Genomic DNA, 13,655 nt, shown 5'->3' with positions numbered 1-13,655 from the left:
TCCGTTTCCGTCACGCGCCATTTTCGGGGCCTGCGTGGCTGACACTGCGGAAGATCAGGGCTCGTCCGGTTCGGCGGCTGCTGAATCCCATTGATTCCACTCATGAATCGATGAGTTCACCAATCCGATTGACTCCGCGGGCCCTGTTAGCTTTATATTAGAACATACCATGAACAAATGAGCCAGTCCCTGGTTCTCTGTTCAGACCAGTGACGGCCTCAAATTTTGGTTGGAAGGAGCGGCGCATATGCCGGAGCGCGATCAGCAAAAGTGGTCGCCGGTTTTGCGTCCGATCGCGCTCCTCTTTTTTAAGAAAGGCGCATGATCTTGTCGCCAAACCGCTCACACTTTGGCGGATCATGCGCCGCCGCACGCATGGGTACGCTTGCGTCTCTGCGCGGCAGCATCGCGCGCATCGAGGCGCCATCGGATGCGGCGATGCCGAACCGCGTCGCGCTCGGACACGCCGGCGCGGATGCGATGCTGCGCGGCGGGCTTGCGCCGGCGGCATTGCACGAGGTGTTCGCGGCCGGCCATCAAGGCGGCGCGGCGACCGGCTTCATTGCGGGGCTCGCCGGACGGCTGTCGGCACGCAAGCCGCTGGTCTGGGTGCGGCAGGATTTTTCCGATCGCGAAAACGGCGCGCTATCGATGCGCGGGCTTGCCGAGCTCGGCCTCGATCCGCGCCTCTTGGTCACGGTGCGCGCCGCCGATGTCGACAGCGGCCTGCGCACCGCGGCCGACGCGCTCGCCTGCGATGCGCTCGGCGCGGTCGTGCTCGAGGTCTGGGGCCAGGCGCGCCAGCTCGATCTCGTCGCCAGCCGCAAATTGACCCTGGCCGCGCAGGCCTCCGGCGTCACCGCGCTGGTGCTGCGGATCGCGGCAACCCCGATCCCCTCGACCGCGGAGACGCGCTGGATCGTGCGCGCGGCGCATTCGCCGCCGGGCAATGCCGCGAGGGTGTGGGGCGCGCCGCGCTTCGAGGCCGAACTCGTGCGCAATCGTCATGGCCCGGTCGGGCGATGGATCATGGAATGGAAATGTGATGAGTGCCAATTCAGTGAACCGTCGGCGTATTCTCAGCCTGTGGCTGCCACGCCTGCCCATCGACCGCATCAAGCGCAAGCTCGCGCAGGACATCGCCTCGCAAGCTGATGCACGGGAGGTGGCAGGGCTCCCTCCCCCGCAAGCGGGAGAGGCGAAGAAAGCAGAACTCCCCAGCGTCGTCGTCGCAAAAGACCACAACGCCATCCTGCTGCACGCGATCGACGAGGCCGCGGTGCGCGCCGGGCTGTCGATCGGGCTGCCGCTCGCCAATGCGCGGGCGATCTGTCCGGAGCTCACGGTCTATGATGCCGATCCCGCCGCCGATCTGAAGACGCTGAACGACATCGCCGACTGGTGCGACCGCTTCACGCCGCTGGTCGCGCTCGATCTGCCTTACGGTCTGTTTCTCGACATCACCGGCTGCGCGCATCTGTTCGGCGGCGAGCGAGCGCTGCTACAGACCGTGACGGGGGCGCTGAGCCGGCGCGGCTTTGCCGTCAGCGCGGCCATTGCCGGCACCTCGATCGCGGCGCGTACGCTGACGCGCACCGCCTCGGGCAAGATTGTCGCCGATGGCGAGGAGGCGGCGGCGGTCGGCCCGCTGCCGGTGTCGGCGCTCGGCGCCGATGCCGCTGTCACCACCGGCCTGCGCCGCGCCGGCTTGAAGACCATCGGCGATGTCGCCTCGCGCGCGCCGCATGAAATCTCGGCGCGGTTCGGTGCGGCCTTCACCACCTTGCTCAACCACGCGCTCGGGCAGGGCGATGCTCCGATCAGCCCGCGCAAGCCGCTGCCCGATTACATCGTCGAGAAGCGTTTCCCCGAGCCGATCGCGACCGACACCGTGATCGCGCTGACGCTCTCAAGCCTTGCCAAGATGCTGGTTGCGGCGATGGACAAGCAGGGCAAAGGTGCGCGGCAGCTGGAAGCGAGCTTCTTCCGCACCGACGGTGCGGTGCGCGCGATCATGGTCGAGACCGGGCGTCCGGTGACGCGGCCCGAGATGATCGATCGCCTGTTCCGCGAGCGGCTCGATGCGCTGAATGATCCGCTCGATCCCGGCTTCGGCTTCGATCTCATTCGCCTCGCCGCAGGGCGTACCGAGATCGTGGTACAGCAGCAGCGCGATCTCGACGCCACCATACACGACAATGACGAGCTCTCGGCGCTGATCGATCGCATCGCCGCCCGCATCGGCGGAAAACGCGTCGTCGTGCATCTGCCGCTGGAAAGCCACATCCCCGAACGATCGGCGCTCGCGCTGCCGGCGCAGCATCATCTGGCCGCGGCCAGCGCCGCCGCCTGGCCGGAGCGCGTCGCCGGCGAACCGCCGCTGCGTCCGCTCAGGCTGTTCGAGCGGCCCGAACCGATCAAGGTGCCGTTCGCGACCGTGCCCGACGGTCCGCCGCATCAATTCACCTGGCGGCGCGCGCAGCATGACGTGGTGCGGGTCGAGGGCCCCGAGCGCATCGCGATGGAATGGTGGAAGCAGGACGGCGCGTCGCTGACGCGCGATTATTTCCGCGTCGAGGATGCCGAGGGCCAGCGCTTCTGGATCTTTCGCGACGGCCTCTACGAGAGCGAGCTGCGGGACGAGGAGGGCAAGTCCGTTCCGGCCAACTGGTATGTGCATGGGCTGTTCGCATGAGCACACCGCCACCCGACTATGCCGAGATCGGCATCACCAGCAATTTCTCCTTCCTGCGCGGCGGTTCCGATCCGCGCGCCTATGTGCATCAGGCGAGCGAACTCGGGATTCCCGTGATCGGGCTCGCCGATCACAACACGCTGGCCGGCGTGGTGCGCGCCTGGAAGGAGCTCGACAGCGAGAAGGTTGCCCATCCGCCAAAGCTTTTGATCGGCGCCCGCATCGTCTTCATCGACTCTACGCCCGACATCCTGGTCTATCCGCGCGATCGCGCCGCCTATGGCCGGCTGTGCCAGCTCCTGACCCGCGGCAAGCGCGGCGACGACATCGTGCGGATCGAGAAAGGCGAGTGCCATCTGAAGCTCGCCGACCTCCTCGACTTCGTCGAGGGGCAGCTCCTGGTGCTGGCGCTGCCGCATCGCTTTGAGGAGGCAGGCACGCTCGATCTGCTTGCAAAGCTGAAGGCAAGCGCCGCCGACGGCGTCTGGCTCGCCGCAAGCCTGCTCTATCGCGGCGACGACAGGCGCCGCCTCGCGCGGCTGCATGGCCTCGCCACCGACGCCGGTGTGCCGCTCATCGCCACCAACGAGGTGCTCTATCACCATCCGGCGCGCCGCCCGCTGCAGGACGTGCTGACCTGCATCCGCGAAAAGACCACGATCGAGGCGGTCGGCCGCAGGCTCGAGGCCAATGCCGAGCGGCATCTCAAGCCGGCGCATGAAATGATCAGGCTGTTTCGCGATCTGCCGGACGCGATCGCGGAAACCATGCGCTTTGCTGCACGCATCTCTTTCTCGCTCGACCAGCTCAAATATCAGTATCCCGACGAGCCGGTGCCGCCGGGCAAGACCGCGCAGCAGCATCTGGAAGATTTGACCTGGGCCGGTGTCGACAAATATTTCGGCGGCGAGATCGACGAAAAGCTTCGCACCACCCTGAACAAGGAGCTCGCGCTGATCGCCGAGCTGAAATACGCGCATTACTTCCTCACCGTGCACGACATCGTGCACTATGCGCGCAGCCAGAACATCCTGTGCCAGGGACGCGGCTCGGCAGCCAATTCCGCGGTCTGCTTCGTGCTTGGCGTCACCTCGGTCGATCCGACCAAGGTCGATCTGTTGTTCGAGCGCTTCATCTCCAAGGAGCGGCTGGAGCCGCCCGACATCGACGTCGATTTCGAGCATTCGCGGCGCGAGGAGGTGATGCAATATGTCTACCGCCGCTACGGCCGCCACCGCGCCGCGATCATCGCCACCGTGATCCATTATCGCCCGCGCAGCGCGATCCGTGACGTCGGCAAGGCGCTCGGGCTGACCGAGGACGTCACCGCGGCGCTCGCCGACACCGTGTGGGGCAGCTGGGGCAAGGGCCTCAACGACATGCAGGTGCGACAGGCCGGGCTCGATCCCAAAAATGCGATGATCAACCTCGCGGTCGAGCTCGCCACCGAGCTGATCGAGTTTCCGCGTCATCTCTCGCAGCATGTCGGCGGCTATGTACTGACCCAGGACCGGCTCGACACCTATGTGCCGATCGGCAACGCCGCGATGGACGACCGCACTTTCATCGAATGGGACAAGGACGACGTCGACGCCCTTAGCATGATGAAGGTCGACGTGCTGGCGCTGGGCATGCTGACCTGCATCCGCAAATGTTTTGACCTGATCGCCGACCACAAGGGCGAGCACTGGGAGCTAGCTTCGGTCCCGCAGGACGACAAGAAAGTTTACGACATGCTGTGCCGCGGTGAATCGCTCGGCGTGTTCCAGGTCGAGAGCCGGGCGCAAATGAACATGCTGCCGCGGCTGAAGCCGCGTACCTTCTACGATCTCGTCATCGAGGTCGCGATCGTGCGCCCGGGGCCGATCCAGGGCGACATGGTGCATCCTTATCTCAGGCGGCGGAACGGCCAGGAAAAGGTCAGCTATCCATCGCCGGCGCCCGACCAGGGCGACAAGGACGAACTCTACAACGTGCTGCACAAGACGCTCGGCGTGCCGCTGTTCCAGGAGCAGGCGATGCGGATCGCGATCGAGGCGGCCCATTTCACCTCCGAGGAAGCCAACGGCTTGCGCCGCTCGATGGCGACCTTCCGCAATCTCGGCACCATCGGCAGCTATGAGGAGAAGCTGGTCGGCAACATGGTGGCGCGCGGCTACGATCCGGACTTCGCCCGCAGCTGCTTCGACCAGATCAAGGGCTTCGGCTCTTACGGCTTCCCGGAAAGCCACGCCGCGAGTTTCGCTCAACTCGTCTACATCTCCTCATGGCTGAAGCATCATCATCCCGATGCGTTCTGCTGCGGCCTGCTCAACTCGCAGCCGATGGGCTTCTATGCCCCGGCCCAGATCGTCGGTGACGCCCGCAAGAACGGCGTCACGGTGCGCGAGGTCGATGTCTCCTTTAGTTTTGCGCAGAACATGCTGGAGGAGAAGGTCGGCGATCATTGCGCGGTGCGGCTCGGCTTTCGCCAGATCGACGGGTTTCATTGGCTGGATGAGGACGAGGAGAGGCTGAAACAGCTTCAACTGTCATTCCGGGATGGTGCGCTAGCACCAGACCCGGAATTTCGAGATTCCGGGTTCTCGCTTCGCGATCCCCGGAATGACGGTGTTGAGACAGACTGGGCCGACCGCATCGTCGCCGCGCGCGATCGGCGGCCCTTCACCTCGCTGGAAGATTTCGCGCGCGACACCGGCCTGCCCAAGCGCGCGCTGATCCTGCTCGCCGACGCCGATGCGTTCCGCTCGCTCGGGCTCGACCGCCGCGAGGCGCTGTGGGCGGTGCGGCGGTTGCCCGACGACGTGCCGCTGCCGCTGTTCGAGGCCGCCACCGCGCGCGAGCAGCCGGATGAGGGCGCCAAGCCGCTGCCGGAGATGCCGCGTCCGGAGCAGGTGGTCGCCGACTATCAGACCATTCGCCTGTCGCTGAAGGGCCATCCGATGGAGTTTTTGCGCGACACCTTCACGAAGGAGCGCGTCGTCGCCTGTCACACCATCAACCAGAGCAACGACCGCCGCCGCGTCCGCTGTGCCGGCGTCGTGCTGGTGCGGCAGCGGCCGGGCAGCGCCAAGGGCGTCGTGTTCATGACGCTGGAGGACGAGACCGGCATCGCCAACATCGTGGTGTGGCCGAAGGTGATGGAGCAGTACCGCAAGGAGGTGATGGGCGCGCGCCTGATCCTGGTCGAGGGCTATATCCAGAGCAGCCCGGAGGGCGTGACGCATCTGGTGGCGCAGCGCATGACCGATCGCTCCCACGATCTGATCGGCCTCGCCAATGAATCCTTGAGCCGCAAGCATCCGGTGCCGGCGGGCCCCGCGCTGATCGAGCCGCTCAACGACGACCGCCGCGATCACGGCGACAACTCGCCGCAAAAGATCCGCCACCCACGCAACGTCCGCATCCTGCCGCCGTCCCGCGATTTTCATTGAACCGCGTGCGACGGCTCTCTCACCGTCACCCTGAGGAGTCCGCGGAGCGGCCGCTCGAAGAGCGACGGCCCGGCTTTCTCCGCGCGACTGCCAGCGGGGCCGTGCATCCTTCGAGGCGCGCAAGCGCGCGCACCTCAGGATGACCGTATCATCTATCCACGTTATCGCGAGCGAAACGAAACAATCCCATCCTATGCCGTCGATCCCCGAATATTTTCTTCGGCTTTTCGGAATTTGACTTGACGGCAGACCCAACTCAGATGTTCAATATGTGTGTCTCACCCGATCGAGGGGCGCTTCGCGGTCGTCACGAACGTGGGTCGAGATGCGGTGGACGCCGATTGCGCAACTGACGAGTGCGCATGAGGCGGACGGCGAAATCGTGCAGGCCTGACGCCCTAGCGGTAGGTGTCTTTTCGCATTGCGCGATGCGCGTTGCGAAGACGGTGACAACAAAGCCCAGTCTCGCCGGGGAGAGCACGTATAAGCCGTAAGCCATCGCGCAGGGAAAGCCGGGTTGTTTCCGGTTACACCTGTGGTCCTACCCCCGAGCTTTCTACCCATTGCTCGGGGCCCATGGGTGCGATCGGCACCCGGCTTTCCCTGCGCCCTCTGTTTCCAGAGTGGCGAAACGAAATGCAAAGCTCGGACAGATCATGTCGCGAGAATGCGGGTGCATGCCACCGATGCCGTAACAAATTCAGTGTCGTCCGGGACCCATAACCACAAATGGGAATTGTCTTGCGCGACGCCGGAACGACGAGTCCCATTCACAACACCCGCTGCGGAGTATGGGTCCCGGCCTTCGCCGGGACGACGGCGGAGGACGTGTCCTCTCGGTTCAAAACCCGCATGCGCGGGTGCCGCGGCGTATGGGTTCTCCGAGTTCATGCGGCGCGAACGCGCCATTGTCCATCCAACCAGTTCATCGACTGATGTCGCGTGAATGCGAACGCGTAGCCTACACGCCAATGCTGACACGTAGCTTACAACCGGTCCCTGTCGGACGGGCCCCACGTCGCATCGACGACGGATGACTTCCTCAGCCGCCGCATGCTACTCCACCGCGGCGCCGACCGGCGGTCCACCCGGCGGGCGGTGCAGGAAGGTGATCGATGCATAGGCGCCGACCCACGAGCCGAGGGCAGCGAAGGCGACGTAGAGCCAGTTTTCGGTGTAGCTGATCACCGCATAGGAGGAGAGCACATACCAGACGCTGCTCCAGGTCGCCGCCGGCACGCGCTTGCGCGCCACGACCGCCGAGGTGAACATGACATAGACCGCGTCGGTCGCTGCGGTCGCGAGGAAGACAGCGCCGGCGGTGAGAGGATCGATGGCAGCCATTGCAACTCCTGTGTGGGTCGGGCAGAGCTGGATATAAGCAGGGCCGGAAATGATTGTTGGGATCGGGCACCGCCTTTTTGTCATCATGCTCGGGCATAGAATAATCGCAAACGGGTATGCGCATGCAGGACATTCGTGAAATCCTTTCCGATGTCTGGACCGGCGCCGGCGGCGCGCCGGCCGCGCTCGATGCGGTCACATTGACCGGCAGCGAGCCGCAGCTGCCGTCGTCGTTTCGGGTCGCAGCCGCAGCGCAGGCGCCGATCGCAGCAGCCGGCCTCGCCGCGGCCGAGATCTGGAAGGCCCGCAGCGGCGAGCAGCAGGACGTCGCGGTCGACATCCGCCATGCCGTCGTCGAATGCCGCAGCGAGCGCTATTTGCGCGTCGACGACAAGCCGCCGCCGCCGGCCTGGGACAAGATCGCCGGCGTCTATCGTGTCAAAGACAACCGCTTTGTCCGCCTGCACACCAATTTCCCGCATCATCGCGACGCCGTCTGCAAGGTGCTCGGCTGCAACGCCGAGCGTGACGAGGTCCAGGCCGCGCTGCTGCAATGGGACGGCGAGGCGTTCGAGACCGCGGCCTACGCCGCCGGCGGCGTCGTCGCCTTGATGCGCTCGCACGACGAGTGGTCGGCGACGACGCATGCCAAAGAACTGGCAAAGCTGCCGCTGATCTCGATCGAGAAGATCGGCGAGGCCGCACCGAAGCCGTGGCCCGCGGGCAACCGGCCGCTGGCCGGCATCCGTGTGCTCGATCTGTCGCGCGTGATCGCCGGTCCCGTCGCCGGCCGCACGCTCGCGGCGCATGGTGCCGACGTGATGCTGATCTCCGGTCCCGATCTGCCGGCGATCCCCTGGCTCACCATCGACACCGGCCGCGGCAAGCTCACGAGCTTCCTTGAACTGCGGAGCGAGGAGGGGCGGGGTGTGATGCAGGGGCTGTTGGCGCAGGCCGATATTCTCTCGCAGGGCTATCGGCCGCAGGCGATCGCGCGGCTCGGCTTCTCGCCGGAGGAAGCGGCGCGGATCAATCCCGGGATCGTCTATGTGACGCTGTCGGCCTACGGCCATGCCGGCCCGTGGGCCGGGCGCCGCGGCTTCGACTCGCTGGTGCAGACCACGACCGGCTTCAACCACGCCGAAGGACGGGCGGCCGGCACGGATGGGCCGAAGGAATTGCCGGCCCAGATGCTCGACCACGCCACCGGATATTTCATGGCGTTCGGTGCCATGATGGCGAAGGCCCGCCAGGCCCGCGAGGGCGGCAGCTGGCACGTCCGGGTATCGCTGGCGCAGACCGGGCGCTGGCTGTGGAATCTCGGCCGCCTCGAAGCAGGCCTTGCGACCGAGGACCTGACGGCGGATGTGGTGCAGCCCTTCATCGAACGGCTGCCGTCCGGCTTTGGCACGCTGAGCTCGGTCCGGCATGCCGCCGTGCTGTCCAGGACCCCGGCCCATTGGTCCCGTCCGGCCATGCCGCTCGGCAGCCATCCTCCGGAGTTTCCTGCCCCGGAGTTTCCCGGATGAGACATTCAGCTGCCGTTCAGGCTATGCAAACTTTAACGACAGGCATCGCCGAAGGGCGATTTTTAGGTTGTTTGAGACGCCAATTCAGCACTATTAGCGCACCGCTGGGGCCGTCCCGCCGGATGCTGCAACGATCGACCCCGCGGACCGCATGGTGAAAGAGTTTACCAAGAGAATGCAGAGCTTTAGCCGCCCGCGCCTGGTCGTGGCCGCGGCGCTACTGGCGGTTGCCTGCGCGGGTGCCTATGGCTACACGCGTTTCGGCTCGGAAAAGCAGACATCTTCGGAAGTCTCCAGCCAGTCCCGCAAGGGCGGCGCGCGCTATGCGCCGTCGGCGGCCGAGTGGGCCAGCCTGACCTTCCAGACCGTGAGCGAGCACACTTTCCGCTCCGAGCTGGTGACCGAGGGCAAGATCGGCATCGATGAGGACCGCTCCACCCCGGTCTATTCGCCCTATACCGGGCGCGTCACCCGCCTCATGGTGCGGCCGGGCGATGCCGTGGTGAAGGGCCAGCCGCTGTTCGTGATCGAGGCGGCCGACACCGTGCAGGCACAGAACGACTACATCGCGGCGATGACCGGTCTCAACAAGGCGCAGTCGGCGCTCGACCTGGCGCAGATCCAGGAGAAGCGCGCCAAGGATCTGTCCGAGGGCAAGGCGATCCCGCTGAAGGACTATCAGCAGGCCCAGACCGCGCTGGTGCAAGCGCAGAACGATGCGCGCTCGGCGCAGACGCTTTTGGAAGCGGCGCAGAACAAGCTGCACATTCTCGGCTTCGGCGACGACGACATCACGACGCTGCGGCAGAAGGGCCGCCTCAATCCGGAGACGACGGTGTTCGCGCCGATCGGCGGCACCGTGGTCCAGCGCAAGGCCGGTCCCGGCCAGTATGTCTCGACCGGCGCCAGCGACCCGGTCTACGTGATCGGCGATCTGTCGACGGTCTGGCTGATCGCCTTTGTCCGCGAATCCGACGCAGACAATGTCGCGGTCGGCCAGGACCTCACCTTCAGCGTGATGGCGCTGCCGGGCAAGACGCTGAACGCCCGGGTCAACTATGTCGCCGCGGCGATCGACGCGACCTCGCGCCGGCTCCTGGTTCGCGCCACCATCGACAACGCCGACAAGCGGCTGAAGCCCGAGATGTTCGCCAATGTGACGCTGTATTCGAAGGGCGATCACCCGGCAGTCGGCGTGCCGAAGCAGGCGCTGATCTACGAGGGCGATCAGGTTCGGCTCTGGGTCGCGAGGGCCGACGACAAGACCATCGAGCTGCGTCAGATCAAGCCCGGCCTAATCAATGGCGACCTCGTCGAGGTGGCCGGCAACCTCAAGCCGGGCGAGCAGATCGTGACGAAGGGAAGCCTCTTCATCGACCGCGCCGCATCAGGCACCTAAGCGCATGATCCGGAAAAGCGGGAAGCGGTTTTCCCTCGCGACAAACGCGCAACGCGTTTGCGCGGAGATCACGCTCAATAAGAAAACTCCCTTCCAGTTGAAAGCGCCGATCTGAATGGATCGCCTCGTCGCCCTTGCCGTCAATCGCCGCTACTTGATGGTGGCCATGTTCGTGGCCGTCTTGATCGGCGGCCTGCTCGCGTTCAAGCAGCTCAACATCGAGGCCTATCCCGATCCGACCCCGCCGATGGTCGATATCGTGACGCAGAGCCCGGGCCTCTCGGCCGAGGAGATCGAACGCTACATCACGATCCCGATCGAGACCCAGGTCGCCGGCATCAAGAACCTCAAGACCATCCGTACCATCTCGCTGTACGGCCTTTCCGACGTCAAGCTGCAGTTCTCCTTCGACTACACCTATGACGAGGCGCTGCAACAGGTGCTCAACCGCCTGTCGCAGCTCGCGCCGCTGCCGGGCAACGTGCTGCCCGGCATCTCGCCGCTCAGCCCGATCGGCGAAATCTTCCGCTACCGCCTGAAGGGACCGCCTAACTACAGCGTGCTCGACCTCAAGACGCTGCAGGACTGGGTGCTGCAGCGCCGCTTCCGCGCGGTGCCCGGCGTGATCGACGTCACCGGCTGGGGCGGCAAGACCAAGACCTACGAGATCCAGGTCGACTTCAACAAGCTGGTCGCCAACGGACTGACGCTGCCGCAGGTGCTGCAGGCGGTGTCCAACGCCAACATCAATGTCGGTGGCAACACCGTGAACATCGGCTCGCAATCGGCCGTGGTGCGCGGCGTCGGCCTGATCCGCTCGATCGACGACCTCGCCAACACCATGGTCTCGCAGTCCGGCGGCAATCCGGTGCTGGTGCGCGACATCGCCCATGTCACGATCGGCGAGAAGCCGCGGCTCGGCATCGCCGGCCTCGACAATGACGACGACATCGTGCAGGGCATCGTGCTGATGCGCCGCGGCGAGCAGAGCTCGCCGACGATCTCCCGCGTCGAGCAGCTGGTCCACGACATCAACCATTCCTCGATCCTGCCGCCCGGCGTGAAGATCGAGCGGATCTACGATCGCAAGGACTTGATCGAGCTCACCACCCACACCGTGCTGCACAACATGGTGGTCGGCATCCTCCTGATCGTGCTGTTGCAGTGGATCTTCCTCGGCGACCTCCGCAGCGCGCTGATCGTCGGCGCGACGATCCCGTTCGCGCTGTTCTTCGCCGTGATCATCCTGGTGCTGCGCGGCGAATCCGCCAATCTGCTGTCGGTCGGCGCGATCGATTTCGGCTTGATCGTCGATGCCACCGTGATCATGGTGGAAGCGATCTTCCGCCGGCTGTCGCAGACCACCGCGCTGTCGGAAGACGAGCGAAGCCACATCTCCGAGGACACGGTGATGGGGATGAAGAGCCACGCGATCCTGTCGGCGGCCGCCGACGTGTCGCGCTCGATCTTCTTTGCCGCGGCGATCATCATCGCGGCGTTCCTGCCGCTGTTCACGCTGTCCGGCGTCGAGGGCAACATCTTCGGCCCGATGGCGCGCACCTATGCTTACGCGCTGGCCGGCGGGCTGCTGGCGACGTTCACGGTCACTCCGGCGTTCAGCGCGATCATCCTGCCGGCGCATATCCACGAGACCGAGACCTGGATCGTCAAGAAGCTCGACGCGATCTACCTGCCGGTGCTGAACTGGGCGATCGCCAACCGCAAGCTGGTGATGGCCGGCGCGGCCGGCCTCGTGGTCATGACCATCATCTTCGCGCGCTTCCTCGGCCTCGAATTCCTGCCCAAGCTGGAAGAGGGCAATCTGTGGATCCGCGCCACGCTGCCGCCGACGATCTCGCTGCAGGAGGGCAATGCCTATGTCAACGAGATGCGGAAGCTGATCCGCAGCCGTCCCGAGGTGGTATCGGTGGTGTCGCAGCACGGCCGTCCCGACGACGGCACCGATGCGGCCGGCCTGTTCAACGCCGAATTCTTCGCGCCGCTGAAGCCGGCCAGCGAATGGCCAAATACTCACGACAAGGACGTGCTGACCGCGCAATTGCTGGCGCAGTTGCAGGAGAAATTCCCGGGCGTCGAATTCAATTTCTCGCAGTATCTGCAGGACAACGTGTCGGAAGCGGTGTCCGGCGTGAAGGGCGAGAACTCGATCAAGCTCTACGGCAATGATCTGCAGGCGCTGACCGACACCGCCAACAAGATCAAGTCGGTGCTGTCGACGGTGCAGGGCGTCACCGATCTTGCGGTGTTCACCTCGCTCGGCCAGCCGACCATCCAGATCGACGTCGATCGCGCGCGCGCCGCGCGCTATGGCCTGTCACCGGGCGACATCAACGCCACGATCCGGGTTGCGGTCGGCGGCGACAGCGCCGGCGACCTCTATGAGCCCGGCAGCGACCGGCACTTCCCGATCATCGTCCGCCTTGCGCCGGAATATCGCAAGAGCGCGGAGGCGATCCAGAACCTGCGGATCGGGGTGGCCAACGCCAATGGCGGCATCACGCAGATCCCGCTCTCCGAAGTGGCTTCGATCAACCTGATCTCCGGCGCGGCCTATATCTACCGCGAGCAGCAGGAGCGCTATTTGCCGATCAAGTTCTCGGTGCGCGAGCGCGACCTCGGCAGCGCGATCCGGGAGGCGCAGCAGAAGATCGACGAGCAGGTGCAACTGCCGCCGGGATCGCGTGTCGAGTGGGTCGGCGAGTTCGGCAATCTGCAGGACGCGATCAGGCGGCTGTCGATCGTGGTGCCGATCAGCCTCGCGCTGATCGCGGTGCTGTTGTTCTTCAATTTCGGCTCGATGGTCGACACCATGCTCGCGATGAGCGTGATCCCGATGGCGATCTTTGGCGGCGTGCTCGGGCTGCTGATCTCGGGGATTCCGTTCAGCGTGTCGGCGGCGATCGGTTTCATCGCGCTGTTCGGCATCGCGGTGATGGACGGCATCATCATCCTGTCGCAGTTCAACCAGCTGATCGACGAAGGCTACGACCGGATGCGCGCGGTGATCCGCACCGGCGAGCTGCAGTTGCGTCCGGTGCTGATGACCTGCGTGGTGGCGGGCGTCGGCCTGTTGCCGGCGGCGGTGTCGGAGGGCATCGGCTCGCAGGTGCAGAAGCCGCTCGCCATCGTCGTTGTCACCGGCATGATGCTGGCGCCGCTGGTGATCCTGATCACGCTGCCGGTCTTGATCTTCTATTTCTCGCGCCGGCCGCGCGAGCGCTAGCTCAGAAGGA

General features: G+C 65.3%; 7 protein-coding genes. 6 read left to right on the top strand and 1 reads right to left on the bottom strand.

Going from position 1 to position 13,655, the window contains the following annotated elements:
• Nucleotides 1–375 precede the first annotated feature (375 nt).
• From J2R78_RS02330 to J2R78_RS02320, 3 genes are read left to right on the top strand one after another with little or no spacing between them, the layout of a single operon-like run.
• Nucleotides 376–1,155: an ImuA family protein gene (locus J2R78_RS02330; RefSeq protein WP_253609558.1), complete on the top strand. Its 780-nt coding sequence runs from the start codon at nt 376–378 to the stop codon at nt 1,153–1,155.
• Complete coding sequence (locus J2R78_RS02325) at nt 1,046–2,695, top strand: DNA polymerase Y family protein (RefSeq protein WP_253609557.1); 1,650 nt, start codon at nt 1,046–1,048, stop codon at nt 2,693–2,695. The genes J2R78_RS02330 and J2R78_RS02325 overlap by 110 nt, the downstream gene beginning before the upstream one ends.
• Nucleotides 2,692–6,129, top strand: a complete 3,438-nt coding sequence (locus J2R78_RS02320) for an error-prone DNA polymerase (protein WP_253609556.1) — start codon at nt 2,692–2,694, stop codon at nt 6,127–6,129. Before J2R78_RS02325 ends, J2R78_RS02320 begins: the two co-directional genes overlap by 4 nt.
• 1,056 nt (nt 6,130–7,185) lie before the next feature.
• Here the strand turns inward: J2R78_RS02320 and J2R78_RS02315 are convergent.
• Nucleotides 7,186–7,473 (bottom strand): hypothetical protein, encoded by a 288-nt coding sequence (locus tag J2R78_RS02315; protein ID WP_018270628.1) that lies wholly within the window; start codon nt 7,471–7,473, stop codon nt 7,186–7,188.
• Between the two features lie 122 nt (nt 7,474–7,595).
• Here J2R78_RS02315 and J2R78_RS02310 point away from each other — a divergent pair, with 122 nt between their 5' ends.
• From J2R78_RS02310 to J2R78_RS02300, 3 genes are all read left to right on the top strand, one after another.
• Entirely contained in the window at nt 7,596–9,002 is a 1,407-nt protein-coding gene (locus tag J2R78_RS02310; RefSeq protein WP_253609555.1) for a CoA transferase, read from the top strand.
• Nucleotides 9,003–9,153: 151 nt separating this feature from the next.
• Nucleotides 9,154–10,401: an efflux RND transporter periplasmic adaptor subunit gene (locus J2R78_RS02305; RefSeq protein ID WP_057015665.1), complete on the top strand. Its 1,248-nt coding sequence runs from the start codon at nt 9,154–9,156 to the stop codon at nt 10,399–10,401.
• A 115-nt stretch (nt 10,402–10,516) separates the two neighbouring features.
• Nucleotides 10,517–13,645, top strand: a complete 3,129-nt coding sequence (locus J2R78_RS02300) for an efflux RND transporter permease subunit (protein ID WP_253609554.1) — start codon at nt 10,517–10,519, stop codon at nt 13,643–13,645.
• Nucleotides 13,646–13,655: the final 10 nt, after the last annotated feature.

It is taken from the genome of Bradyrhizobium sp. USDA 4538 (genome assembly GCF_024171045.1).
GTDB classification, from domain to species: Bacteria; Pseudomonadota; Alphaproteobacteria; order Rhizobiales; family Xanthobacteraceae; genus Bradyrhizobium; species Bradyrhizobium australafricanum.
The sequence above is the reverse complement of the archived record's forward strand: the minus strand, read 5'-3'. Positions and strand labels throughout refer to the sequence as shown.

Bases quoted from the DNA above. Each gene is read 5' to 3' on its own strand.
- J2R78_RS02330 (WP_253609558.1), top strand. From the start codon at position 376: ATGGGTACGCTTGCGTCTCTGCGCGGCAGCATCGCGCGCATCGAGGCG.
- J2R78_RS02315 (WP_018270628.1), bottom strand. From the start codon at position 7,473: ATGGCTGCCATCGATCCTCTCACCGCCGGCGCTGTCTTCCTCGCGACC.
- J2R78_RS02325 (WP_253609557.1), top strand. From the start codon at position 1,046: ATGAGTGCCAATTCAGTGAACCGTCGGCGTATTCTCAGCCTGTGGCTG.
- J2R78_RS02310 (WP_253609555.1), top strand. From the start codon at position 7,596: ATGCAGGACATTCGTGAAATCCTTTCCGATGTCTGGACCGGCGCCGGC.
- J2R78_RS02300 (WP_253609554.1), top strand. From the start codon at position 10,517: ATGGATCGCCTCGTCGCCCTTGCCGTCAATCGCCGCTACTTGATGGTG.
- J2R78_RS02320 (WP_253609556.1), top strand. From the start codon at position 2,692: ATGAGCACACCGCCACCCGACTATGCCGAGATCGGCATCACCAGCAAT.
- J2R78_RS02305 (WP_057015665.1), top strand. From the start codon at position 9,154: ATGGTGAAAGAGTTTACCAAGAGAATGCAGAGCTTTAGCCGCCCGCGC.